This is a genomic window from Brevundimonas sp. (assembly GCF_032055285.1).
Taxonomy (GTDB): Bacteria; Pseudomonadota; Alphaproteobacteria; order Caulobacterales; family Caulobacteraceae; genus Brevundimonas.
Window position 1 is genome coordinate 1,070,947 of record NZ_DAMBRE010000001.1, and the last position, 23,740, is coordinate 1,094,686.

Genomic DNA, 23,740 nt, shown 5'->3' on the forward strand with positions numbered 1-23,740 from the left:
CTACAGCGGCCTCAGAGCCGGTTATCCCCGCAATCAACACACCATGGCCGCGAGCCTCGGATTCGTTCATCCGAAATCGGGGAGAAACCTGTCGATCGACGGGAAGGTCGGATTCTATCCCCGCAGTTCAGCGCCCTGCTTCCATCCTCCAATTTCTATCAATTCTTATTCTTGAATAGGGATTGAGGCTTGGGAGTGTGCATCCTAAAGCCCAAGACATGAGCACTCCTCTTCTGATCCAGGCTCTCCAGGGCCAGGCCACGACCCGTCCGCCCGTGTGGTTCATGCGTCAGGCGGGGCGCTACCTGCCGGAATACCGCGAGCTGAGGGCCAAGGCCCCGGACTTCATCGCCTTCTGCATGAACCCGGAGATGGCGGCGGAAGCCACGCTTCAACCCATGCGCCGGTTCGGCTTCGACGCCGCCATCGTCTTTGCCGACATTCTGCTGATCCCCGGCGCCCTGGAACAGAAGGTCTGGTTCGAAGCCGGCGAAGGTCCGCGCCTCGGCGCCCTGCCTTCGGTGGAGTCGATGCGGGAGCTGGCCTCCGGGGCGGGGGAGGCCCTGAAGGCGGTGGGCCAGACCCTGAGCCTGGTGCGCGCGGAACTGGAGCCGGAACGCGCCCTGATCGGCTTTGCCGGGGCGCCCTGGACCGTGGCCACCTATATGCTGGACGGCGAAGCCCGCACCATCATGAAGGGCGAACGCGCCGCGGCCCGGACCTACGCCTATGCGGAACCGGAAAAGGTCGCGGCCCTTCTCGACGTCCTGGTCGAGTCCACCGCCCATTATCTGAAGATGCAGCAGGACGCCGGCGCCCAGGTGCTGAAGATCTTCGAGAGCTGGGCCGAGGGTCTGCCCGACGATCTGTTCGAAACTCTCGTTCTGAAGCCTCACCAGGCGCTTGTGGCCCGCGCCCGGTCCCTGGGGGTCACCGTGCCGCTCATCGGCTTCCCAAGAGGCTCTGCGGCGCTTGCAGAGCGCTATGCGAGCGAGTGCGACGTCCAGGCCGTGGCGCTGGACACCGCCTGTCCTCTGGAAGTCGGCAAACGGGTTCAGGCCATCAAGCCGATCCAGGGCGCGCTCGATCCCCTCTTGCTGCGCGCGGGCGGCGATGCGCTGGACCGCCGCGTCGATCAACTGCTCGAGGCCTGGGGCCAGGGGCCGTGGATCTTCAACCTGGGCCACGGCATCCTGCCGGACGTGCCGATCGCCCACGTCGAACAGGTCCTGCGTCGGATCGGCGCCCAATGAGCCAGACCGCCGAGACCCGTCGCCCGAACCGGCGCGTGGCCGTCGTGCTGACCAATCTCGGCGGACCGGATGGGCCGGAGGCGGTCAAACCCTTCCTGTTCAACCTGTTCAACGACCCGGCCATCATCGGCTTGCCGGGGATCGTCCGCACGCCCCTGGCGCGGCTGATCTCGTCGCGTCGCGAGAAGTCGGCCCAGGCCAATTATGCGCGGATGGGCGGGGGCTCGCCTTTGCTGCCCGAAACGCTGAAGCAGGCGGAGGCCCTGTCCGAAGCCCTGGCCGATGCGGCGCCGGGCGACGAGACCGAGGTCTTCATCGCCATGCGCTACTGGCATCCGATGACCGAGGACACCGCAAAGGCCGTGGCCGAGTTCCAGCCCGACCATGTCGTGCTGTTGCCCCTCTATCCGCAGTTCTCGACCACCACGACGGCCTCGTCGCTGAAGGCCTGGCGCGAGGCCTACAAGGGGCCGGGCGAGCTTCACGCCGTCTGCTGCTATCCCGACGCCGAGGGTCTGATCGAGGCCCAGGTCCGCCTGATCCGCGAGACCATGGACAAGGCCGAGGGCCGGCCGGTGCGGGTGCTGTTCTCGGCCCACGGCATTCCGGAAAAGCTGGTCGCGGCCGGCGATCCCTATCAGGCCCAGGTCGAGGCCACGGTCGCCGCCGTCGTCGCCCGCATGGGGCTGACCGACTGGTCCGTCTGCTATCAGAGCCGGGTCGGGCCGCTGAAATGGCTGGGGCCGTCGACGCCCGAAGCCGTCGAGCAGGCGGGCCGGGATGGGGTCGGCGCGGTGGTCGTGCCGATCGCCTTCGTCTCCGAACATATCGAGACCCTGGTCGAACTGGATCACGAATACGCCGAACTGGCTGAACAGGTCGGTTGCGCCCCCTATCTGCGGGCGCCCGCTGTGGGGGTGGAGCCGGCCTTCATCGCCGCTCTGGCCCAGGCCGTCGAGGCGGCGCTGGAAACCTCGGGCACAGCGCCGCAGGGCGCGTCCAGGGGGGGACCATGCGCCCACTTGAACGCCTGTCCCGGCGGTTGTTCAAAGGCGGCCTGACCGGTCGAGGGGGAGCCTCATGGACTATTACAATCTGGCTCGCGGGCTTCACATCCTGGCGGTGATCGCCTGGATGGCCGGGATGCTCTTCCTGCCGCGCCTGTTCGCCTATGACGCCGAGCAGAACGCCAAGCCCGAGCCCCTGCGCGGCGAGATGCAGGCCCTGCTGCGCCTGTGGCAGACGCGCCTGCTGCGCATCATCATCAATCCGGCCATGATCCTGGCCTTCGTCTTCGGCGGCTGGCTTCTGTGGCTGCGCAGCGGCGAGGGCGCCGACTGGTCCTTCGTCCATCAGCCCTGGATGGCGACCAAGCTGACCGGCGTCTTCCTGCTGGCCGCCTGGCACGGCTTCCTGGCCGGGCAGAGGAAGAAGATCGCCGCCGGGACGTCGAAATATTCGGGCCGCTTCTGGCGCATGACCAACGAAATCCCCTTCCTGCTGGCCATCGTCATGGTGTTGTCGGTCACCCTGGAATGGACGTTTTAGGGCGCTAAGGCTCGCGACGCGGTCGTTCGCTATTTGAGCGCGCGCCTTATCTGATACCGCATTGCTTGACGGGGGCTGGGGTTTCGTGGTTCCGCTGGCGATGAACCGTTCGGCCTAGGCTGCAGGGCGGTCCCTCTCTTTTCGCGACGCCTGCTGGATCGATCCTGCGGGAGCCCGTCGCTCTCCCTCTGGCCGCAAGGCCGCGACATCGACAGACGAACCGCCCTCGACGCCCTTCGCGTCCGAGCGCGTGAGCGAGCACGCCATGACCGATACCCGCGAGAACAACGACCAGGCCCCGGAAGTCGTTGAAACTGTTGCGGAACGCCCGCGCAAGACGCTGACCCTGGGAGGATCGAAGGCGGCCGCTGAGCCCGCGCCGGAACCGGAAGTCGAGATCGAAGTCGCCGCTGAAATCGTAAACGACGACACCGGCGTCGACACCACGGCCGACGACGAGGACGAGGACGGCGAGCCGATCGTTCCCAACGGCCGCATCACCCTGCAGGAACTGAACGAGAAGACGCCGGAAGACCTGGTCGCCTTCGCCGAGGGCCTGGACATCGAGAACGCGGGCAACCTGCGCAAGCAGGACCTGCTGTTCGCCATCCTGAAGACCCTGGCCGACGAAGAGGTCGAGATCATCGCCTCGGGCGTGCTGGAGATCCTGCCGGACGGCTTCGGCTTCCTGCGCAGCCCGGACGCCAACTATCTGCCGGGTCCGGACGACGTCTATGTCTCGCCGTCGCAGATCCGCCGCTTCGGCCTGCGTTCGGGCGACACGGTGCACGGCGCCGTGCGCGGTCCGCGCGAGGGTGAGCGTTACTTCGCCCTGCTGAAGGTCGACACGATCAACTTCGAAGATCCGGAGATGGTCAAGACCAAGGTCCTGTTCGACAACCTGACGCCGCTCTATCCCGAAGAGCGCCTGCACATGGAAATCCAGGACCCGACGCTGAAGGACCGTTCAGGCCGGGTCATCGACATCGTCGCCCCGCTCGGCAAGGGCCAACGCTGCCTGATCGTCGCCCCGCCGCGCGTGGGTAAGACGGTCATGCTGCAGAACATCGCCAAGTCGATCGAGAAGAACCACCCGGAAGTCTTCCTGATCGTCCTGCTGATCGACGAACGCCCCGAAGAAGTCACCGACATGCAGCGCACGGTGAAGGGCGAGGTCGTCGCCTCCACCTTCGACGAGCCGGCCACCCGCCACGTCGCCGTCGCCGAAATGGTGATTGAAAAGGCCAAGCGTCTGGTCGAGCACAAGAAGGATGTGGTGATCCTGCTGGACTCCATCACCCGCCTGGGCCGCGCCTACAACGCCACCGTCCCGTCGTCTGGCAAGGTCCTGACCGGCGGCGTCGACGCCAACGCCCTGCAGCGTCCCAAGCGTTTCTTCGGCGCCGCGCGCAATGTGGAGCAGGGCGGCTCGCTGACCATCATCGCCACGGCCCTGATCGATACCGGCAGCCGCATGGACGAGGTCATCTTCGAAGAGTTCAAGGGCACGGGTAACTCGGAAATCGTGCTGGACCGCAAGGTCGCCGACAAGCGCATCTTCCCGGCCATCGACGTGCTCAAGTCCGGCACCCGCAAGGAAGACCTCATCACGCCGAAGGACCAGCTGGCCAAGACCTATGTCCTGCGCCGCATCCTCAACCCGATGGGCCCGCAGGACGCGATCGAGTTCCTGCTCGACAAGCTGCGCCAGTCCAAGAACAACGGCGACTTCTTCCAGTCCATGAATACATAATTCTGGCCCTAGCGCCGCCCGCGCGGCGGGCGGCTGCTTGAGGGGCGCCGTCATGTTTCACGTGAAACACGCGAGGATGTGATGAAGCTGAACATCGAGATCGACTGCACCCCGGCCGAGGCCCGCGCCTTCCTCGGCCTGCCGGACGTGACGCCGCTCAACGACCACCTGGTCGCCGAGATGCAGAAGCGGATGGACGCCAACATGGCGGCCATGCAGCCCGATGAACTGATGAAGACCTGGACCAGCTTCGGCGTTCAGGCGCAGGATCAGTTCCGTCGCCTGATGGAAGCCGCCGTCACGGGCGCGCCCAAGCCGTGATCCTCTTTTCCTCCCCATGGAATGGGGAGGGGGACCGCGAAGCGGTGGAGGGATTTTTCCACCGCCTCAGCCCCTCCGTCTCGCCGCCTTCAGCGCCGATCCACCTCCCCATTTCATGGGGAGGAGAACAGATATGACCGACACCATCTTCGCCCTCGCCACGCCGCCCGGTCGGGGCGCCATCGCCATCATCCGTCTGTCCGGGCCGGGCGTCGACGACGCCCTGTCCGCTCTGGGGGCAGGGAGGCTGACCGCGCGTCTGGCGGCTCTGCGCACCCTGCGTCACGACGGTGAAATGGTGGATCAGGCCCTGGTCCTGCGCTTCCCCGGTCCCAATTCCTACACTGGCGAAGATAGCGCCGAGTTGCATCTGCACGGCGGTCGGGCCGTGATCGAGGCCGCCAGCCGCGCCCTGATCGCCCTTGATGTCCGTCCCGCCGAACCGGGCGAGTTCACCCGCCGCGCCTTCCAGAACGGCCGCATGGACCTGGCTCAGGCCGAGGCCGTGGCCGACCTGATCGACGCCGAGACCGAGGCCCAGAAGACCCAGGCCCTGGGCCAGCTGGACGGCGCCCTTTCCGCTGCCTACGTCGGTTTCCGTCGCGACCTGTTGAAGGCCCTGTCTCTGGTCGAGGCCGAGATCGACTTCCCGGACGAGGAAGTCCCCGATAATCTGGCCCGGACCGCCGGGCCGGTGCTGGACGCTCTGGCCGCCGACCTGCGCAGCGCTCTGGCCGATTCCGACCGTGGTCGTCGGGTGCGTGAGGGCTATCGCATCGTCCTGATCGGTGAGACCAACGCCGGTAAGTCATCGCTGTTCAACGCCCTGACGGCGCGTGAGGCAGCCATCGTTACCCCCATCGCCGGCACGACCCGCGACGTTCTGGACGCCGAACTGATGATCGGCGGCTATGCCGTCACCTTGTCCGACACCGCCGGTCTTCGCGACAGCGACGACCTGGTCGAGGCCGAGGGCATTCGCCGCGCCCGTCTTCGGGCAGAGCAGGCGGACCTGCGGCTCTGGGTCCGGGCGCCGGGCGTGGGGCAGGGAGATGATCCCGCATCGGCCTTCGCCCTGGCCGACGATCTGCAGATTCTGAACAAGGCCGACCTCGGCGCCGTCGTGGCGGCGGATGGGATCGAAGCCCTGAGCCTCAGCACCGCGAGCGGGCAGGGGCTGTCCGAACTGCACGACTGGATCGCCGCCCGCCTGGCTCGCGACCTGTCGGGCGCCGACTTCCCTGCCGTCACGCGCGAACGTCATCGCCGCCGTCTGGTCGAGGCCCTGGCCGCGGTCGAGGCCGGGCGCCGCGCGCTCGACCTGGCCCCGGAAATGGCCGGCGACGACCTGCGCCGCGCGGCTGACGCCCTGGCCCGCGTCACCGGCGCCATCGGCGTCGAGGACATCCTGGGCGAGGTCTTCTCGAGTTTCTGCATCGGCAAATAGTCGCCAATCGGCGGTGTTTCACGTGAAACATCGGCGTCGTCCCAGTGGCGATTTCAGGCGGAATGGACTATGTGCTCGGCCATGCGTTCCTCCCCCTCGAACACCTTCGACGTCATCGTCATCGGCGGCGGTCATGCCGGCTGCGAAGCCGCGGCGGCCTCGGCGCGCGCCGGCGCTCGCACCCTGCTGCTGACCCAGAAGCTGGAAACCATCGGCGAGATGAGCTGCAACCCGGCCATCGGCGGCCTGGGCAAGGGCCATCTGGTGCGTGAGATCGACGCCCTGGACGGCGTCATGGGTCGGCTGGCCGACGTCTCCGGCATCCAGTTCCGTCTTCTGAACCGTTCCAAGGGCGCCGCCGTGCGCGGCCCGCGCAGCCAGATCGACCGCCGCCTCTATCGCGAAGCGATGCAGGCCGAACTGGCCCAGACGCCGAACCTCACCCTGATGGCCGGCACGGCCGAGGCTCTGATCCTGAACGGCGACCGCGTCGTTGGCGTGACGACTGGCGAGGGGACCGAGCTGCGCGCCGGGGCCGTGGTGCTGACGACCGGCACCTTCCTCAACGGCGTCGTCCATCGCGGCGATCTGCGCATCCCGGCGGGTCGCTTCGGCGAGGCCCCGTCGACCGGTCTGGCCGCCGACCTCTATGGTTCGGGCCTGATGATGGGACGGCTGAAGACCGGCACGCCCGCGCGCCTGGACGGTCGGACCATCGCTTGGGATCGGCTGGAGATGCAGGCGGCGGACGACGAGCCCGTGCCCTTCAGCTTCCTGACCGCCAAGATCGAGGTGCCGCAGATCGCCTGCGGCATCACCCATACGACCGAAGAGACCCACCGCATCATCGCCGAGAACCTGGGCGAGAGCGCCGTCTATGGCGGCAGGCTGTCGGGTCGCGGGCCGCGCTACTGCCCCTCGATCGAGGACAAGGTGGTCCGCTTCGCCGACAAGACCAGCCATCAGGTCTTCCTGGAGCCGGAGGGTCTGGATGATCCGACCGTCTATCCCAACGGCATCTCGACCTCGGTGTCTGACGCCACCCAACTTGCGTTCCTCAAGACCATGCCCGGTCTGGAAGCCGTCGAGGTCTTCCGCTTCGGCTACGCCATCGAGTACGACTATGTCGATCCGCGCGAACTGACCCCGGCGCTGGAGGTCAAGAAGCGCCCCGGCCTCTATCTGGCGGGACAGATCAACGGGACGACGGGTTACGAGGAGGCGGGGGCGCAAGGCCTGATCGCCGGCCTGAACGCCGCCCGCGCCGCCGGCGGTTCGGACCCGATCATCCTGGGCCGTGACCAGGCCTATATCGGCGTGATGATCGACGACCTGGTGACGCGCGGGGTCACCGAGCCCTATCGCATGTTCACCAGCCGGGCCGAGTATCGCCTGACCCTACGCGCCGACAACGCCGATGTGCGCCTGACGGAGCTGGGCGTCGCCGCGGGCGTTGTGGGATCTGAACGCGCGAAAGTATGGCTGGATAAGGCCGCGCAGTTGGACCGGGCGAACCGTGTTTCACGTGAAACCCAGTTCACGCCCAAGGAGGCCGGCGCCCTCGGCATCACCGTCAACGCCGACGGCCAGCGCCGCTCGATCCGCGACCTTCTGTCCTTCCCCAATGTGACCCTGGATCAGTTCGTCGCCGTCCGGCCCGAGATCGCCGACTGGTCGCCCGCCGTGCGCGAGCAGGTCGAGATCGACGCCGTCTACGCCGGCTACCTCGATCGTCAGGCGTCGGAGGCCGAAGCCCTGCGTCGGGAGGAGGGGCTAAGCCTGCCGGCCGACCTCGACTATGCCGCCATCGGCGGCTTGTCGAACGAGGTCCGAGAAAAGCTGGCCATGATCCGTCCCCTGACCCTGGGCCAGGCCGGACGCATCGAGGGCATGACCCCCGGCGCCCTGACGGCCCTGTTGGCCCATGTGAAGAAGGCGAGTTCGCTCGCCGCAGATGTCGAGACCATTGTCGCGTGAGCCTGGACCCCGTCGCCGCCTTCCGCGCCCATACCGGCGCCAGTGAAACCCAGATCGCTGATCTGACCGCCTTCCTCGGCATGCTGACCGAGGCCAATGAGATGATGAACCTGGTCGGCCCGGACTCCATTCCCGACTTCTGGAACCGCCACGCCTGGGACAGCGCTCAGCTTCTGGCCCTGGCGCCCGAGGCCCTGACCTGGGCCGATCTGGGCGCCGGCGCCGGTTTCCCCGGCGTGGTTCTGGCCATCCTTCTGAAGGATCGGTCCGAGGCCCATGTCTGGCTGATCGACAGCCTGGGCAAGCGTTGCCGCTTCCTGCAACAGGTGGTGGATGCGCTCGACCTGCCGGCCACCGTGATCAACGGCCGGGCCGAAGAACAGGAGGTGGAGGTCGACATCGTCACCGCCCGCGCCGTGGCGCCGATGGAGAAACTGCTGGCTTATGCACAGCCTTACTTCCAGCACGGTGCACAAGGTCTGTTCCTGAAGGGGGAGAAGGCCGAAGCCGAGTTGAAAGAGGCGGCCAAGGTCTGGCAGTTTAAGAGCGACCTCTCCGTCTCGCGCAGCGACCCGCGCGGCCGTATCGTTTCTGTCCGGAGCCTTCGCCGTGTCCGCTGATCGCGAGAAACAGACCCGAGTCCTGGCTGTGTCCAACCAGAAGGGCGGGGTGGGCAAGACCACGACCGCCATCAATCTGGGCACCGCTCTGGCCGCCATCGGCGAGAAGGTGCTGATCGTCGATATGGACCCGCAGGGCAACGCCTCGACGGGCCTGGGTGTTCCACGTGAAACACGCCGAGCGACCATCTATGACGTCATCGTCGACGGGCGCCCCATAGACCTGTCGGCGGTGGAGACCTCGGTTCCGGGCCTGTTCATCGTTCCCGCCGACGCCGACATGTCGGGCGTCGAGATCGAGCTGAGCCAGGCCGATCGCCGTTCCTATCGTCTGCGCGACGCCCTGGCGGCCCAGGGCGGGAACGGTCATTCCCGGTATGACTATGTCCTGATCGACTGCCCGCCGTCGCTGAACCTGCTGACGCTGAACGCCATGGCCGCCGCCGATGCGGTGCTGGTGCCGCTGCAATGCGAGTTCTTCGCCCTGGAGGGCCTGACCCAGCTGATGCGGACCATCGACATGGTCAAGCAGAGCCTCAATCCGGCGCTGGAGATCCAGGGCCTGGTCCTGACCATGTACGACCGCCGCAACGCCCTGTCGGGCCAGGTCGCGGCCGACGTGCGCGCCCACTTCGGCGACAAGGTCTATGACAGCGTCATTCCCCGCAACGTGCGGGTGTCCGAGGCGCCGTCCTTTGGCAAGCCGGTGCTGATCTATGATCTGAAATGCACCGGCAGCCAGGCCTATCTGAAGCTGGCTCGCGAGCTTGTCGCGCGTGAGCGCCAGCGTCGTCAGGCGCTCGCCGCCTGATCGGCGGCTTTATCGATTAAGTAGAACGGAATCAGCATCTTGTCCGAACGTCAACGTGGTCTGGGTCGCGGCCTTTCGGCCCTTCTGGGAGAAAACGTCGCCGAGAGCGCGCCGGTGGACGGCGGCGTTCAGCCGACGGGCGTGCGCGCCGTGCCGATCGAGAGCCTCAAGCCCAACCCGGACCAGCCGCGCAAGCAGTTCAGCGCCGAGAACCTGGAAGAACTGACCGCATCAATCCGCGACAAGGGGGTGCTGCAACCCATCCTGGTGCGCCCCCAGCCGGGCGAGGACGGCATGTGGCAGATCATCGCCGGGGAGCGGCGCTGGCGCGCGGCTCAGGCGGCCCGCCTCAAAGCCGTGCCGATCATCGAACGGGCCATGGACGATGTGGAGGTGATGGAGGTCGCCATCATCGAGAACGTCCAGCGCGCCGATCTGAACCCGGTCGAAGAAGCCCTGGCCTACGGCTCTCTGATGTCGCGCTTCGGCCGCACCCAGGACGCCCTGGCCGGGGTGGTCGGCAAGAGCCGCAGCCATGTGGCCAATACCATTCGCCTGCTGCAACTGCCTGACAGCGTTCTGGATCACGTCATGGAGAACCGGCTCTCCGCCGGTCACGCCCGCGCCCTGATCACGGCTCCCAATCCCGAAGCCCTGGCCGAACAGGTCCTGGCCAAGGGCCTGAACGTGCGTCAGACCGAGGCCCTGGCCCGCCGTGCCGCCGAGGGTCCCAAGCCCTCGAAAGCCAAGCCGGTCCTGAGCGGCGAGGGCGCCGCCGACGTCGCCGCCCTGGAGCAGGATCTGGCCGACGCCCTGGGGCTGAAGGTTCAGCTGAGCGACAAGGGCGGCAAGGGCGAACTGACGATCAAATACGGCACGCTCGAACAGCTCGACGACCTGTGCCGGCGCCTGATGCGCGGCTGACGGGCCTTTTCGGTCAGGTCGTGCTAGGCTGCGGCCATGACTGAACCGACCGACAAGATCAGCGCCACCGAAGCCCTGAAACGCGCCCTTGCGGCCAAGAAGGCGGGTTCGCAGCCCGGCCCGGCCGGAACCAAGGGCGGTGCGCGCGGGGCTGAGAGGGCGATGCAGCATCAGGCCGCGGCGGCGAACAAACCCGCCTTCCGCAAGGCGTCGAAGCGGGGCTGATAGGAGACCCTAAGCAGCACGGAAGCGCGATAGGCCCCTGATTCAGAGCCCGATCCGCTTGGCGCGGGCGGCGATTTCCAGCAACAGGCGCTCTGCGATCAGGGCCTCGGGCATTCCCGTGGTCTTGGTGGCGACGTCGGCCGTGTTGACGCTGTCCTGCACCTCGTCGAGCAGTTCCAGCCGCCAGGCGCGGACCTGACGCAGGATCTCGGCCTCCTGTTTCCAGAAGACCCCGGCGGCCTTGGCGGCCTCCTTGGGGCCTGCGCCGGAAGCCTGCAGCACATTGATGCGGCGCAGCTTGCCCAGATGGATGGCCGCCATGCGCACGGCCATGACGGCGCTTTCGCCCTCGGCCAGGGCGCGGCGCAGGCCGGATTGCGCCGGGCCGGGGCGGCCGCCGAAGGCCTGCAGCGCGGCGTCGGACAGGGAGGCGTCGGGCTCGACGCCCAGATGCTCTTCCAGCTCGGGGGTGTCGATGGTCCGGCCGGAACCGGGGCCGATATAGAGCACGAGCCGCTCGATCTCCTGACGCATCAGGCCGCGTTCGCGCGGCAGGCGGCCGACGAAGCGCTCCAGGGCGTCGGCGGTCAGGCCCACCTTGTCGGCGCCCAGGGCCTCGCGCGTCATGCGGGCGACGTCGCCGACCTCGTCTTCGTAGCAGGCGATGCCGACGGCGCCGGGGGACTTTTCGGCGGCCTTCCTCAGGGCGGACTCGCGACCCAGGGCCCCGGCCTCGATCACCAGCATGGCGTCGGGGTTGTAGCCGCCCTCGGCATGGACCGTCAGGGCGGCGGCGATGGCCTTGTCCACGCCGGCCTTGCCGTCGGACAGGCGGATGCGCACCAGACGCCGCCCGCCGATCATGGACAGGGCGGTCAGGGCCTCTTCCAGCTTGACCGCGTCGCCGTCGATGTCGGCTTCGGTCAGGAAGGTGACGTTGAACGGGTCGTTCAGATCGGGTGTGATGGCCTTGCACAGGGTCAGGGCGCGTTCGGACACGCCCGAGCGGTCCTTGCCATGGATGACGGCGGCGCGGATGTGGCTGTCCGGTGCCTTCAGGAAGCGATCGACCTCGGGCCGCTTGGCCAGGATCACGCGGCCACTCCCTTGGCCAGGCCCTTCAGAACAGGCCTCACTGGCCCGCCAGGGCGCGCATCATGTCCAGACGGATCAGACGCGCCAGATCGGCGGCGGCCCGGTCCTCCCCGTCCTGCTGGGCGGCGATGGCGGCGTAGGGCTGGTCGGCGGCGGCATAGGTGGTGGTCGTGGTCTGCGTGCCCTTGATCGGTGCGCCGCCGCTGACCGGGGTCAGGGTCCAGTCGGCCTTGACCGTCAGCTCATAGCGGCTGGCGGTGTCGTCGATGCGCCGGCCCAGGGGGCGACGTTCCTGCTGGACCTCGGTCGTCAGGCGATAGAGGGGCTGGGCCGAGCCGTCGCGGCCGAAGGCGTCCTCCAGCTGCTCGCGCAGTCGGTATCCCAGGCGGTTGTCGGGGGTGGTCACGGCGATGCGCGACAGGCCCGCGCCAATTCCCCCGCCTGGGCCCATCTCGCCGTACATCGGCGTGAAGCCGCAGCCTGACAGCAGGGCAGCGCCCGCCACGGCGATCAGGGCGAGGGCGCGACGCATCAGCCGGCCACCAGATTGACGATACGGTCGGGCACCACGATCACCTTGCGGACGCTGAGGTTGTTGGCGGCAAGGTAGGCCTGAACCGTCGGATTGGCGAGAGCGGCGGCCTCGACCGTCGCATTGTCCGAACCGCGCGGCAGGACGACCTCGCCGCGGCGCTTGCCGCCGATCTGGACGGGCAGGGTCACTTCGTCGTCGGCGGCCAGGGCGGCGTCGAACACCGGCCAGGGGGCGTCCAGAACCATGCCCTCTTCGCCCAACCGGGCCCAGGCTTCCTCGGCCAGGTGGGGCGTGAACGGGGCGATCAGACGAGCCATGGTGGACAGGGCCGTTTTTCTGGCCTCGCCGCCCGCCTTGTCGTGCTGACGCAGCGTCGCCAGGAAGGCGTAGAGCTTGGCGATGGCCGAGTTGAAGCGGAAGCCCTCGACGCCCTCGCTGACGGCCTTGATGGTCTTGTGCGTCTCGCGGATCAGGCTGGCGTCCACGTCGGGATTGGCGGGGGCCGCTGGGTCGAAGCCGTCGAACTCGGTCCAGACGCGCTGGACGAAGCGGCTCGCGCCCTCGACGCCGCCGGCCGACCATTGCACGTCGCGCTCGGGCGGGCTGTCGGACAGGACGAACAGGCGACCGGCGTCGACGCCATAGGCCTCGATGATGTCCTGGGGCGCGACCACGTTCTTCTTGGACTTGGACATCTTCTCGATGTCGCCGATGGTCAAGGCGGCGCCGGTGGACAGGCGCGCAGCGACGCGCTGGCCGTTCACGGTCTCGATGCGCACGTCCGAGGGCTCGACCCAACGCGGCTTGCCGCTGGGCTCGAAGCCTTCGTAGTAGGTCTCGTGGACCACCATGCCCTGGGTGAACAGGCCGGCGAAGGGCTCTTTCACGTCCATCAGGCCGGCGTCCGACAGGGCGCGGGTGATGAAGCGAGCGTAGAGCAGGTGCAGGACCGCGTGTTCGACGCCGCCGATATACTGATCGACCGGCAGCCAGCGGGCGGCGGCGGCCTTGTTGATCGGGGCGTCCGCCTTGGGGTCGGCGAAGCGGGCGAAATACCAGCTGGAATCGACGAAGGTGTCGAGGGTGTCGGTCTCGCGCCGGGCCTCGCCGCCGCAGGTGGGGCAGGCGACGTGCTTCCAGGTCGGGTGACGGTCCAGCGGGTTGCCCGGCACGTCGAACGTCACGTCCTTGGGCAGTTCGACCGGCAGTTGGTCGGCCGGAACCGCGACCGGGCCGCAGGTCTCGCAGTGGATGATGGGGATGGGGCAACCCCAGTAGCGCTGGCGGCTGACGCCCCAGTCGCGCAGGCGATAGATGGTCTTGGCCTCGCCCTGACCTGCGGCCTCGACGCGGGCGATGGCCTCGGCCTTGGCGGTCTCGATGTCCAGGCCGTTCAGGAAGTCCGAGTGGAAGATGGAGCCGGGACCGGTATAGGCCTCGTCCGCCACGGCGAAGTCGTCGCCGGCGCCTTCGGGACGAACGACCGGGATCACCGGCAGGTCGTACTTGCGGGCGAAGTCCAGGTCGCGCTGGTCGTGGGCCGGGCAAGCGAAGATGGCGCCCGTGCCGTATTCCGACAGGATGAAGTTGGCGATCCAGACCGGAACCTCGGCGCCGGTGAAGGGATGGACGACCTTCAGGCCGGTGTCCCAGCCGATCTTTTCGGCCTGTTCGATCTCGGCCTGAGAGGCGCCGCCCTTGCGGCATTCGGCGACGAAGGCGGCGACCTCAGGGCTGGCCTCGGCCAGCTGTTTCGAGATCGGATGATCGGGGGCCAGGCCGACGAAGCTGGCGCCGAACAGGGTGTCGGGGCGGGTGGTGTAGACCTCGACCGCCTCATGGCCGGCCGGGGCGGCGTCGGGCGCAAAGGCCCAGCTCATCTGCAGACCCTTGGACCGGCCGATCCAGTTTTCCTGCATCAGGCGGACCTTGTCGGGCCAGCGGCCTTCCAGTTCGGACAGGCCGTCGATCAGATCATCCGCATACTGAGTAATGCGCAGGAACCACTGGTTCAGCTTGCGCTTCTCGACCAGGGCGCCCGAGCGCCAGCCGCGGCCGTCGATGACCTGTTCATTGGCCAGGACCGTATTGTCGACCGGATCCCAGTTGACCACCCCGTCCTTGCGATAGACCAGACCGCGCTTGTACAGCTCCAGGAACCAGGCCTGCTGCTTGCCGTAATAGGCCGGGTCGCAGGTGGCGAATTCGCGGCTCCAGTCCAGCGACAGGCCCAGAAGCTTGAGTTGGTCGCGCATGGTCGCGATGTTGGACAAGGTCCAGTCGCCGGGGTGGACGCCGCGCTCCATGGCCGCATTCTCGGCCGGCATGCCGAAGGCGTCCCAGCCCATCGGATGCAGGACGTCGAAGCCCTGCGCCCGCTTGTGACGCGCCACCACGTCGCCCATCACATAGTTGCGGGCGTGACCCATGTGGATGTTGCCCGAGGGATAGGGGAACATCTCGAGCACGTAGTATTTCGGACGGCCGGTGTCGGCGTTGAACACGGAGAAGGCGTCAGCGGCCGCCCAGCGGGCTTGCTGGCGGGGTTCGGCGGTCTTGGACTCGTAACGAGTGGCCACGGCGTATCCTGAGGTATCGCCTCAGGCGCGAAGCTTGAGGCGGCCCTGAGGTCTGCGTTGGGGAGCGAAAGCGGAGAGGCGGCTCTTAGCGAGCCGCGTTGGCGAGATTAAGTTGGCGCGCCTTGGTCAGGATGGCGTTTTCCAGATCGGTTTCGGTCTGGGCCGCGACCGGGGCGGCGGTCCAGGCGCCGGCGGCGTCCTTGACTTCCTTGGTCACCGACACGTTCAGGGCGTCGGCGCGCAGACGGCGGTCCAGGATGAAGACGGTGGCCTTGAAGCGCTCGTTCGGCGCCTGGGGATTGACGTACCAGTCATAGTTGACCACGCCGCCCCACGGGTCGGCGCTGGCCAGGGGCATGAAGGACAGGGTGTCGAGGGTGGCGCGCCACAGATAGGCGTTCACGCCGATGCCCAGTTGGGCGTCAGCCTTGGGAGCCTTCTCCTGGCCGCCGACGAAGGGCAGGCTGGAACAGCCGCCGAGCAGCAGTCCCGACGCAATAAGGGCGACCGCAGCGCCGCGAACAAAAGCCATTCCGAGGTCTCCGTAAAGGTTCGAGGCCGAGCCGTAGGGCGAATCCGGGACGCAAGCACCCTGGCTCCGCGCACGTCTGCGCCGCAGCAACGCTCTATAACACGGTGAAAAGGGGCCATGACAAGGCGATCCGATGTTCGAACGACGGGAAGTCGACATATTGGCGTGGTGCCAGCGCCACAGGACACGCAAGAGTCGTGCGGAACGACCTGTGGATGACTACGTTTCGTTGACCGGCTGGATCAGCGGTGTCTAATCGCGTTGTCCTTGAGTTGCGTCTCGAGGTTCAGGAAACAAGGGTCGGCGCGTGAACGTCGATCCAAGGGTTGGAAGATGCGTTTCGTTGCGATCATCGCTGCGACTGTGGGCGCCCTGGCTATCGCCGGGACGGCTCATGACGCCTCGGCCCAGGCGCGCCGCGCGCCCGCCGTCTCCCTGACCGAATCCGCTCAGGCCTCGCATGCGACGCCTGCCCCGCAACGTCGGGGCCTGCGCTGGAACGACAGCGGCCGTTGGGGTCTGAACTTCAACCTCAACCAGCCTGTCGGTCGCGAAACCGACTGGGGCGATGTCGAGGCCGGCGCCTATTACCGCCTCAGCCCTCGCCTGCGAGTCGGCGCCGCCGCCAACCTGGCCTCGCCCGAAATCGACCCGGCTCGCGCCCCTGAAAGCGCCGCCGACCGCCGCGCCGCGCCGCGCGTGCGTCTGGAAACCATCTTCAAATTCTGATCGCGTCGGGCTTTAGGGCCTGAAGGCGGTCTGCATGGCGTCTACGCCTGCGATGCCGCACGCGCCTGATCCCAGAAGTTCGGCGGCATTGCCCGCGTTGACGCCGCCCAGGGCGTAGGCGGGGCAGGGGGCGTGGGCCCGCAGAGCCTTGAACCCGTCGATCCCCAGCGCCGCCTTGCTCGCCGAGGCGCCGCCCGCAGGAAACACCGGCGACAGCACCAGGGCGTCGAGATCCCGCGCGCCCCTCGCTGTCTCCAACCCGTGCGCCGTCCCGGTCAGCAGCCAGTCGGGCCGCCGCCCCGACAAGGCGTAGGCCGCCGACAGGGCCCGCTCCGGCAAATGCACCCCGTCGGCGCTGATCCGCTCGGCCAGATCGGCGTCCAATCCGACCATCAGGCGGACGCCGGCCGCCTTGGTCGCAGCGCGCAACCTCAGGCCGGTTTCCAGCGCGTCCGTCGCCCCGAAATGCCGGAAGACCACGCCCGCGCCGGCGGGCAGGCGGGCCGCTGTCTCCCACGGCCGAGGCGTGCGGGCGGGGTCGGTGAAGAACAGAAGCGGGGGCAGGGGCTTTTTCGGCGGGCTGACAGCCGCCGCCGCTCGGGCTAGAGCCGTCGCCGTCCGCCACAGGGCGTCTGCGTCTTCGGTGAGGGTCATGACCGCCTCTAATCCTGCTTCCGCCGCTTCGTCCATCGCCGATCGTTTCGCCGAGGTGCGCGCGCGCGTCGCCGTCGCCTGTGTCGAGGCGGGCCGAGACCCGGCCTCCGTCGTGCTGACCGCCGTATCCAAGACCCAACCGGATGAAGCCTTGGAGGCGGCGCTCGCGACCGGCCAGCGCGTCTTTGGCGAGAACCGGGTGCAGGAGGCGCAAGGCCACTGGACCGCCCGTCGCGCCGCCTTCCCCGATCTGGAGCTGCGCCTGATCGGCCCCTTGCAGACCAATAAGGCGGTCGAGGCGGTCGAACTGTTCGACGTCATCGAGACCCTGGATCGCGACAAGCTGGCGGCCGCACTGTCCGCGGCGATGACGAAGACGGGCCGACGCCCGCGCGTCCTGGTCCAGGTCAACACCGGCGCGGAGCCGCAGAAGGCCGGGGTCCTGCCTCAAGACGCCGACGCCCTGATCGCCGCCGCGCGCGACGTCCATGGCCTGAACATCGAGGGCCTGATGTGCATTCCGCCGGCCGAGGAGGCGCCGGAACCCCATTTCCGGCTTCTGGCCGAGATCGCCGTCCGCAACGGGCTATCGGTCCTGTCGATGGGCATGAGCGGGGACTATGAAGCCGCGATTTCCAGCGGCGCGACCCATGTGCGGGTCGGTTCGGCCTTGTTCGGGGAACGAATTACGCCCCCAAAGCCCTCTTAAAGCGATGAAATAGCGGAGCGCCCTTGGCGAACCCTTCAAGCCTCGCCATTCTCTACCCATGCCGACGCCCAAGACCATCCTGATCATCGACGACGACGACGACCTGCGCGAGGCCCTGGCCGAGCAGCTGGCTCTGCATGAGGAGTTTCGTCCCGTTCAGGCCTCGACTGCGACCGACGGGGTGCGTCAGGCGCGCGAGATTCGCGCCGACCTGATCCTGCTGGACGTGGACCTGCCCGACATGGACGGGCGAGAGGCCTGTCGCCTGATCCGCAAGGCGGGGGTCTCGACCCCGGTCATCATGCTGACGGCCCAGTCGTCGGATTCCGACGCTATCCTGGGTCTCGATTCGGGGGCCAACGACTACGTCACCAAGCCCTTCCGTTTCGCAGTCCTGCTGGCCCGCATTCGCGCCCATCTGCGCAGCCACGAACAGTCCGAGGACGCCGTCTTCCAGATCGGCCCCTACGAGTTCCGCCCGGCGTCGAAGATGATGCTGGACGACAAGGGCAAGAAGGTCCGGCTGACGGAAAAGGAAACCAACATCCTCAAGTATCTCTATCGCGCCGGGGCCAAGCCCGTGTCGCGCGAGGAGCTGCTGACCGAGGTCTGGGGCTATAACGCCGGGGTCACCACCCACACCCTGGAAACCCACATCTATCGCCTGCGCCAGAAGATCGAGCCCGAGCCCGGTCAGGCGCGCCTGCTGCTGACCGACGCGGGCGGCTACCGCCTGCAGCCCTGACCGGACGATGAGCGAACGTCGTCCGACCCCGCCCCTGGTGGCGCTTCGGGCGTTCGACGCCGCCGCCCGTCTGGGCAGCTTCCGCGAGGCCGCCGAGGAGCTGGGCGTCACCCCCGGCGCCGTCAGCCGCCACATCAAGGCGCTGGAGATGCGGCTGGGCCTGCGCCTGTTCGACCGCTTCAACCGCTCGGTGGTCCTGACCGCCGACGGCCGCCGTCTGGCCCAGGGCGTGGCCGACGCTTTCGAGCGGCTGGAAAGCGCGCTGGAGGCCGTGCGCCCGGGGCGTTCTCGCCAGCTGCGGATCTCGGCCCTGCCGTCCCTGGCGGGCAAGTGGCTGTCGCCGCGCCTGCACCGCTTCAGCGAGGACAACCCCGACCTGGATCTGATCGTCTTCGCCGAGGATCGCATCGCCGACTTGTCGAACGGCGAGGCGGACGTGGCGCTCCGTTATGGCGAAGGCCCCTATCCCGGTCAGACGGCGCGTCGGTTGATGAGCGAACGCCTGATCCCGGTCTGCGCCCCGTCCCTGGCGGCGGCGCGCAAGGTCAATACGCCGGCGGACCTGCTGGACGTGGTGCTGATCCACGAGACCTGGCACGACATGCCCTATGCGGACCGTATGGGCTGGAAGGCCTGGTTCGAAAGCGCGGGCGTTTCGGACCCGCGCGTCAACCACCTGCGCGGCCCGGTCTTCAGCCACAGTCATCTGGCCCTGGAGGCCGCCCTGTCGGGCCGCGGCGTGGCCCTGACCTCGGCGCCCCTGGCCGCCGACGACCTGAAGGAGGGCCGACTGATCCAGCCGGTCGATCACGCTCTGACCAACAACCTGGCCTACTGGGCCGTGGTCCTGCCTGAGCGCGCCGACGAGCCCAAGCTGCGACGCTTCCTCAACTGGATCGAAGCCGAGGCCCACCACGCGCCTATCGAGTGATTGAAACTCACGCGACCTGGCCTAACCGTGGTTTGTCCACAGGGGCTTGAGGGGGCATGTTCAGCGGGCTCGGATCTCCCCGCCGACAAGGAACCCTCATCATGAAACTCGTGCATCCCCGCGCCAACGCCCTCTCGTTCGAAGCCGTCGTCGTCTTCACCGGCAGCGTCACCCTGATCCTGCTGGGCGTTCTGGCCGGCGCCAAGCTGCTCGGCGCCGCCTAAAGCCTGCTGAACTGAGCTCAGCTCAACGCGGGCGCCATTCGCTGAGAAGGGCGCCCGTGGCTCCATCCTCGAAGGCCAGTCGGTCCAGCCGCAGCGCGGCGACGCAGACCGGCCGGCTCTCGATGTCTCTCTGGACGCATTTGACAGCCTTGCCGTCGGCGAAGGTCGTCAGCCGCCCTTCCAGCCTCAGGGCGTAGCCGCCCGGCGCCGGCGTGGGCGCCGCGCCCTTCTCTCCTCGAATGACATGGGCGTAGGCCTGGCCTTGGCGCCGGCCCAGACGCGAGCTGTCCGCCTCGACCACGGCCGCGAGGCCTGCCGTGCGTTCCGGCAGGACTTGAACCGGCGGCGGCGCCTCGACGGCCGCCTTGGCGGGCTTTGATCGATCCGCTTCGATCCTGGCGGCTTCGGGCGTCTCTACAGGCGCTGTCGCTGCGATGGCGCCCGCGGGACAGGCGTCCAGTCCGCTCCACGGACGCGCGATCCAGAAGCCCTCGATCGCATCCCATTGATCCAGGCTCGCGTCCGCTGCGGGCGTGACGCCCCCAGCCGCGATCCTGGCCTTGAGGTCCTCGGGCATGACCGTCAGGGTCAGGCCGCCGTCGGGGTTGCGCACCAGGCGCGGCAAGCCTGAAACCGATGCCTCGGCGCTCATCGCCTCGCCGCCGCAGCCGAAGGGCAGGCGAACCGACACGGTGCGGCCGCTCAGGCCGCCGTCACGATCGCGACCGTCGGCCAGGGCCGATCCGGCCTCGGTCAGGGCGGCCAGCAGGGCCGAGCGGTTCAAGGTGGAGTCGATCACGACCGTCGGCGCCGGCGCCGGCGAAGGCGCTGGAGCCGGCGACGGCGCGGGCTCGGGCGGCCGCTGACACCAGACCAGCAGGGGCAGGGCGGCGAGGACAGCGACGGGCGCGGCGAGACGGGTCGTTGTGATCGGCATGGAACCAGCCTAACACGAGAAACGCTGAATGGCGCCCCCGGCCGAAATGACCGGCATCCACAGCGGGGGCGAGGGCCGGGGAGGGTCCGTGCGCGCGTGACGCTGGATCAGATCATCGCACTCATCGTTCTGGTCGCCGTGGTCGGGCTGATGATCCACGGGCGGATGCGATCCGATGTCGTGGCGCTGAGCGGGGCGGCGGCCCTGCTGCTGCTCGGCGTGGTGCGCCCGGTCGAGGTCCAGAGCGCCTTCGCCAGCCCGGCCGTCATCGCCCTGGCGGGCCTTTTCGTCATCGCCTACGCCATCGAACTGTCGGGGCTGCTGGGTCTGATAATCCGCAAGGCCACGGCCCTGTGCCGGCGGTTCGGCGCGACGGGCATTTGGCTGGTGATCGGCCTGTGCGGTTCGGTCGGCGGTTTTCTGAACAATACGCCTGTGGTGGTGATCGCGGCGCCGGTGGTGCGCGACATGGCCCGGTCGCTGAAGCTGTCGCCCAAGCGCTTCCTGATGCCGCTCAGTCATGTGGCGGTCATGGGCGGTCTTCTGACCCTGATCGGCACCTCGACCAATCTGTTGGTCAACGACATGGCGCGCAACGCGGGCCAGCCGGTGTTCAGCCTGTTCGAGATCACGCCCGTGGGCCTGGTCATCGCCCTGGTCGGCGGCGTGTGGCTCTATTTCGCCGGCGCGCGCCAGTTGGGCCGCACGGCGACCGTCGAGGAAGAGGCCGAGGCCGAGCGCGAGCGTCAAGAGGCCGAGGCCCGCGCCCTGGCCGAGGCAGGCCGGACGAAGGCGTCGCGTCTGGGGCGTTGGCGTCTGCCCTTCGCCTTGCCCAATCTGATGCATCTGGGCGAGAGCCGCAGCCAGCGCGACGGCACCGGCGACGCTCACCTCGGCGACGTCGATCTGTATTCTTCAGCCGACCGCCCGTTGGAGTGGAAGCGGGCGCTGATCGCTCTGGCGGTGTTCGTGATGGTGGTGGCGGCGGCGGGCCTGGGGATCGCGCCCATCGCGGCGGCGGCCTTCGCCGGGGCCGTCGCCCTGATCCTGCTGGGCGTGCTGACGCCGGATGAGGCCTATTCGGGCCTCAAGCCCGACATCCTGCTGCTGATCGCGGGCATGGTGGTGGTCGGCACCGCCATCGAGGTGACCGGCCTGGCGGCGCAGGGGGCGGGGCTGTTGATCGAGGTGATCCGGCCGTTCGGGCCGCTCGGCGCCCTGATCGTCCTCTATGGCGTGACCCTGTTCGCGACCGAGCTTCTGTCCAACGCCACGGTGGCGGTTCTGGTGACCCCGATCGCGGTGGCCCTGGCCGAGAGCCTGGGTGTCGATCCGCGCCCCTTCCTGGTGGCGGTGATGATGGCCGCCTCGGCCGCCTTCGCCACCCCCTTCGGCTATCAGACCAACGTCCTCGTCTATCAGATGGGGGGCTACAGCTACCTGGACTTCGTGCGCGTGGGCTTGCCGCTGAACCTGATCACCTGGGCGGCGGCCATGGTCGCCATCCCGATCTTCTTCCCCTTTTGAACGATCAGACGTCCAGATCCATGACGACCGGGGCGTGGTCGCTGGGCCGCTCCCATTCACGCACGGTGTCCAGGATGCGGGCGCTGCCCTTGACCACGGCGGGGGTCAGGCCCGGCGAGGTCCACAGGTGGTCCAGACGCAGGCCCCGGTTCGAGACCCGGAAGTCCTTGGCGCGATAGCTCCACCAACTGGCCAGCTTGACCGGGTCCGGGATCTGGTCGCGCACCACGTCGGCGAAACCCCCGGCGTCCTGAAGCCGGCGCAGGGTCTCGATCTCGCCCGGCGTATGGCTGACCACCTTCAGCATGAATTTGTGATTGAAGACGTCGTTGTCGCCCGGCGCGATGTTGAAGTCGCCCGCCAGGACCAGAGGCCGCTGCCGGTCGCGGGTCTTCATCTCGGCGGTCAGGCGCTCGTAGAAGTCCATCTTGTGATCGAACTTCGGGTTCAGCTTGCGGTCGGGGATGTCGCCGCCGGCGGGGATGTAGAAGTTCTGCACCTCGACCCCGTTGATCAGGCCCGAGACGCAGCGGCCGTGGCCCTCGCGGCAGACGTCCAGCGCAGGTCCTTCGCCGTCGAGAATGGGCAGCCTGCTGGCGATGGCCACGCCGTGCCAGCCCTTCTGACCGCGGATCTTCAGATAGGGCAGGCCCATCGCCTCGAAGGCTTCTCGCGGGAACTGGTCCTCGGTGCATTTGATCTCCTGCAGGCACAGGACGTCGGGCGCGTATTCGGCGACGAAACGGGCGATCTGATCGACGCGCAGGCGGACCGAGTTGATGTTCCAGGTGACGATGCGAAGGGTCATGGCCCGGCCTTAGCACGAAGGCGCCATGAAAAAAGCGCCCGGAACGGGTCCGGGCGCTGTTCAGTTCGTCTCTCTCGCCGCCGGGAGGGGATGATTCCATGGCGGGCAGAACGGCCGCCGCCGTTCTGTGGTCAGAATGTCACAGGGGCGAAAAAAGTCAAATCAACAAAATGAGTCAGGGTTGTGCCGTTCTTGCGACGCCCCGCTCTGGTTGCGACGCCTAGTTGCGGCTGGGACGGCGCGTGGGATCACGCAGCTGGAACAGGCTGGCGGCCAGACCCGAGGTCGGTTGCAATGAGGTCAGCTGGATGCGGGTGCGCGAGCCTTGCGCATCGGTGATGGTCCATTCCTGCAGGCGCAACGGCGATCCGGCGAAGGCCAGGATGACCGAGCCCTCGGCGGGCTTGGAGGCGTCGCGAGCGGTGATGGCGAAGGCGCCCGACGCCATGCGGGTGACGCGGTCGACGCGCACCCCCTGGTCCAGACGGACTTCGCGCGCCAGGAAGGTCGACAGCGGCGTGGCCCGCAGCGGCACCTGGCGGAAGACGTTCAGGCGCGGATCATAGCGTTTGACGTTGTTGCCGTCGGCCACGACCAGCAGGCCCGCCGGCTCGGCGTACTCAAAACGCATCTTGCCGGGGCGCTGCAGCCAGAACTTGCCGGAGCGCTGCTGGCCGCCGGGGCCGGTCTCGATGAAGTTGCCTTGCGCCGCCGTCAGGGCGGTCAGATAGGCCTGGGCCTGGCGCAGGGTGGCCTGATCCTCGGCCGACAGATTGGACTGGGCCGAGGCGGGCGCGGCGGCGAGGACGGCCAATGCGGCGGCGCTGAAGCCGAAGGCGCGGCGTGAAAGGGTCAT

At 68.0% G+C, this 23,740-nt stretch carries 25 protein-coding genes; 17 read left to right on the forward strand and 8 right to left on the reverse strand.

Translation table 11 applies throughout. The features are described 5' to 3' along the window. Positions 1 to 218: 218 nt before the first annotated feature. From hemE to RTY13_RS05375, 11 genes are all read left to right on the forward strand, one after another. A complete protein-coding gene (hemE, locus tag RTY13_RS05325) occupies positions 219 to 1,253 on the forward strand; it encodes a uroporphyrinogen decarboxylase (RefSeq protein ID WP_312781686.1) in 1,035 nt (344 codons plus the stop codon). Further along, on the forward strand, positions 1,250 to 2,314 hold the full coding sequence (gene hemH, locus RTY13_RS05330; RefSeq protein WP_312781688.1) for a ferrochelatase: 1,065 nt from the start codon (positions 1,250 to 1,252) through the stop codon (positions 2,312 to 2,314). Before hemE ends, hemH begins: the two co-directional genes overlap by 4 nt. A gap of 19 nt (positions 2,315 to 2,333) precedes the next feature. Continuing rightward, entirely contained in the window at positions 2,334 to 2,801 is a 468-nt protein-coding gene (locus RTY13_RS05335; protein WP_312781690.1) for a CopD family protein, read from the forward strand. Positions 2,802 to 3,066: 265 nt separating this feature from the next. After that, a complete protein-coding gene (gene rho / locus RTY13_RS05340) occupies positions 3,067 to 4,554 on the forward strand; it encodes a transcription termination factor Rho (RefSeq protein ID WP_312781692.1) in 1,488 nt (495 codons plus the stop codon). 81 nt (positions 4,555 to 4,635) lie between these two features. Further along, positions 4,636 to 4,875: a DUF6489 family protein gene (locus RTY13_RS05345; protein ID WP_134581953.1), complete on the forward strand. Its 240-nt coding sequence runs from the start codon at positions 4,636 to 4,638 to the stop codon at positions 4,873 to 4,875. A 133-nt stretch (positions 4,876 to 5,008) separates the two neighbouring features. Continuing rightward, positions 5,009 to 6,322 (forward strand): tRNA uridine-5-carboxymethylaminomethyl(34) synthesis GTPase MnmE, encoded by a 1,314-nt coding sequence (gene mnmE / locus RTY13_RS05350; RefSeq protein WP_312781696.1) that lies wholly within the window; start codon positions 5,009 to 5,011, stop codon positions 6,320 to 6,322. A gap of 81 nt (positions 6,323 to 6,403) precedes the next feature. After that, positions 6,404 to 8,299 carry a tRNA uridine-5-carboxymethylaminomethyl(34) synthesis enzyme MnmG gene (gene mnmG, locus RTY13_RS05355; RefSeq protein WP_312781698.1) on the forward strand — a complete coding sequence of 632 codons (1,896 nt, stop codon included), beginning with the start codon at positions 6,404 to 6,406 and terminating at the stop codon, positions 8,297 to 8,299. Further along, on the forward strand, positions 8,296 to 8,919 hold the full coding sequence (gene rsmG, locus RTY13_RS05360) for a 16S rRNA (guanine(527)-N(7))-methyltransferase RsmG (RefSeq protein ID WP_312781700.1): 624 nt from the start codon (positions 8,296 to 8,298) through the stop codon (positions 8,917 to 8,919). Before mnmG ends, rsmG begins: the two co-directional genes overlap by 4 nt. Then, positions 8,909 to 9,730, forward strand: a complete 822-nt coding sequence (locus tag RTY13_RS05365; protein WP_105564216.1) for a ParA family protein — start codon at positions 8,909 to 8,911, stop codon at positions 9,728 to 9,730. The genes rsmG and RTY13_RS05365 overlap by 11 nt, the downstream gene beginning before the upstream one ends. Before the next feature lie 39 nt (positions 9,731 to 9,769). Next, positions 9,770 to 10,654 (forward strand): ParB/RepB/Spo0J family partition protein, encoded by an 885-nt coding sequence (locus RTY13_RS05370; protein ID WP_312781702.1) that lies wholly within the window; start codon positions 9,770 to 9,772, stop codon positions 10,652 to 10,654. Positions 10,655 to 10,690: 36 nt separating this feature from the next. Beyond that, on the forward strand, positions 10,691 to 10,879 hold the full coding sequence (locus tag RTY13_RS05375; RefSeq protein ID WP_312781704.1) for a hypothetical protein: 189 nt from the start codon (positions 10,691 to 10,693) through the stop codon (positions 10,877 to 10,879). A gap of 42 nt (positions 10,880 to 10,921) precedes the next feature. Here RTY13_RS05375 and holA read toward each other — a convergent pair whose 3' ends face one another. The 4 genes from holA to RTY13_RS05395 all read right to left on the reverse strand — a co-directional run bounded on the left by holA (position 10,922) and on the right by RTY13_RS05395 (position 15,620). Further along, positions 10,922 to 11,974 (reverse strand): DNA polymerase III subunit delta, encoded by a 1,053-nt coding sequence (gene holA / locus RTY13_RS05380; RefSeq protein WP_312781706.1) that lies wholly within the window; start codon positions 11,972 to 11,974, stop codon positions 10,922 to 10,924. Positions 11,975 to 12,011: 37 nt separating this feature from the next. Beyond that, on the reverse strand, positions 12,012 to 12,506 hold the full coding sequence (gene lptE / locus RTY13_RS05385; protein ID WP_312781708.1) for an LPS assembly lipoprotein LptE: 495 nt from the start codon (positions 12,504 to 12,506) through the stop codon (positions 12,012 to 12,014). Next, complete coding sequence (gene leuS, locus RTY13_RS05390) at positions 12,506 to 15,088, reverse strand: leucine--tRNA ligase (protein WP_312781709.1); 2,583 nt, start codon at positions 15,086 to 15,088, stop codon at positions 12,506 to 12,508. The genes lptE and leuS overlap by 1 nt, the downstream gene beginning before the upstream one ends. Before the next feature lie 85 nt (positions 15,089 to 15,173). After that, positions 15,174 to 15,620 (reverse strand): DUF3576 domain-containing protein, encoded by a 447-nt coding sequence (locus RTY13_RS05395; RefSeq protein WP_312781710.1) that lies wholly within the window; start codon positions 15,618 to 15,620, stop codon positions 15,174 to 15,176. 333 nt (positions 15,621 to 15,953) lie between these two features. Here RTY13_RS05395 and RTY13_RS05400 point away from each other — a divergent pair, with 333 nt between their 5' ends. Next, entirely contained in the window at positions 15,954 to 16,349 is a 396-nt protein-coding gene (locus tag RTY13_RS05400; RefSeq protein WP_312781711.1) for an NtrZ family periplasmic regulatory protein, read from the forward strand. 12 nt (positions 16,350 to 16,361) lie between these two features. On the opposite strand, the gene RTY13_RS05405 is transcribed toward RTY13_RS05400, so the two are convergent. Beyond that, on the reverse strand, positions 16,362 to 17,003 hold the full coding sequence (locus RTY13_RS05405) for a thiamine phosphate synthase (RefSeq protein ID WP_312781712.1): 642 nt from the start codon (positions 17,001 to 17,003) through the stop codon (positions 16,362 to 16,364). Here RTY13_RS05405 and RTY13_RS05410 point away from each other — a divergent pair. The 4 genes from RTY13_RS05410 (at position 17,002) to RTY13_RS05425 (ending at position 19,612) form a co-directional block, all read left to right on the forward strand. After that, the gene (locus RTY13_RS05410; protein WP_312781714.1) at positions 17,002 to 17,712 is read left to right on the forward strand and encodes a YggS family pyridoxal phosphate-dependent enzyme; all 711 of its coding nucleotides are present in this window, start codon (positions 17,002 to 17,004) and stop codon (positions 17,710 to 17,712) included. The two genes, RTY13_RS05405 and RTY13_RS05410, sit on opposite strands and share 2 nt — an antisense overlap. Positions 17,713 to 17,770: 58 nt before the next feature. Continuing rightward, on the forward strand, positions 17,771 to 18,457 hold the full coding sequence (locus RTY13_RS05415) for a response regulator transcription factor (RefSeq protein WP_312781716.1): 687 nt from the start codon (positions 17,771 to 17,773) through the stop codon (positions 18,455 to 18,457). A 7-nt stretch (positions 18,458 to 18,464) separates the two neighbouring features. Next, positions 18,465 to 19,388: a transcriptional regulator GcvA gene (gene gcvA / locus RTY13_RS05420; protein WP_312781718.1), complete on the forward strand. Its 924-nt coding sequence runs from the start codon at positions 18,465 to 18,467 to the stop codon at positions 19,386 to 19,388. A 101-nt stretch (positions 19,389 to 19,489) separates the two neighbouring features. Further along, positions 19,490 to 19,612, forward strand: coding sequence for a hypothetical protein (locus tag RTY13_RS05425; RefSeq protein WP_255413111.1), 123 nt, complete (start codon positions 19,490 to 19,492; stop codon positions 19,610 to 19,612). A 22-nt stretch (positions 19,613 to 19,634) separates the two neighbouring features. On the opposite strand, the gene RTY13_RS05430 is transcribed toward RTY13_RS05425, so the two are convergent. Next, complete coding sequence (locus RTY13_RS05430) at positions 19,635 to 20,549, reverse strand: hypothetical protein (protein ID WP_312781720.1); 915 nt, start codon at positions 20,547 to 20,549, stop codon at positions 19,635 to 19,637. Between the two features lie 96 nt (positions 20,550 to 20,645). On the opposite strand from RTY13_RS05430, the gene RTY13_RS05435 reads away from it, so the two are divergent. Next, positions 20,646 to 22,076, forward strand: coding sequence for an SLC13 family permease (locus tag RTY13_RS05435; RefSeq protein WP_312781721.1), 1,431 nt, complete (start codon positions 20,646 to 20,648; stop codon positions 22,074 to 22,076). Positions 22,077 to 22,080: 4 nt separating this feature from the next. Here the strand turns inward: RTY13_RS05435 and xth are convergent, their stop codons facing one another. Continuing rightward, on the reverse strand, positions 22,081 to 22,884 hold the full coding sequence (gene xth / locus RTY13_RS05440) for an exodeoxyribonuclease III (RefSeq protein ID WP_312781722.1): 804 nt from the start codon (positions 22,882 to 22,884) through the stop codon (positions 22,081 to 22,083). Positions 22,885 to 23,104: 220 nt separating this feature from the next. Further along, entirely contained in the window at positions 23,105 to 23,740 is a 636-nt protein-coding gene (locus tag RTY13_RS05445; RefSeq protein ID WP_312781723.1) for an outer membrane lipoprotein carrier protein LolA, read from the reverse strand.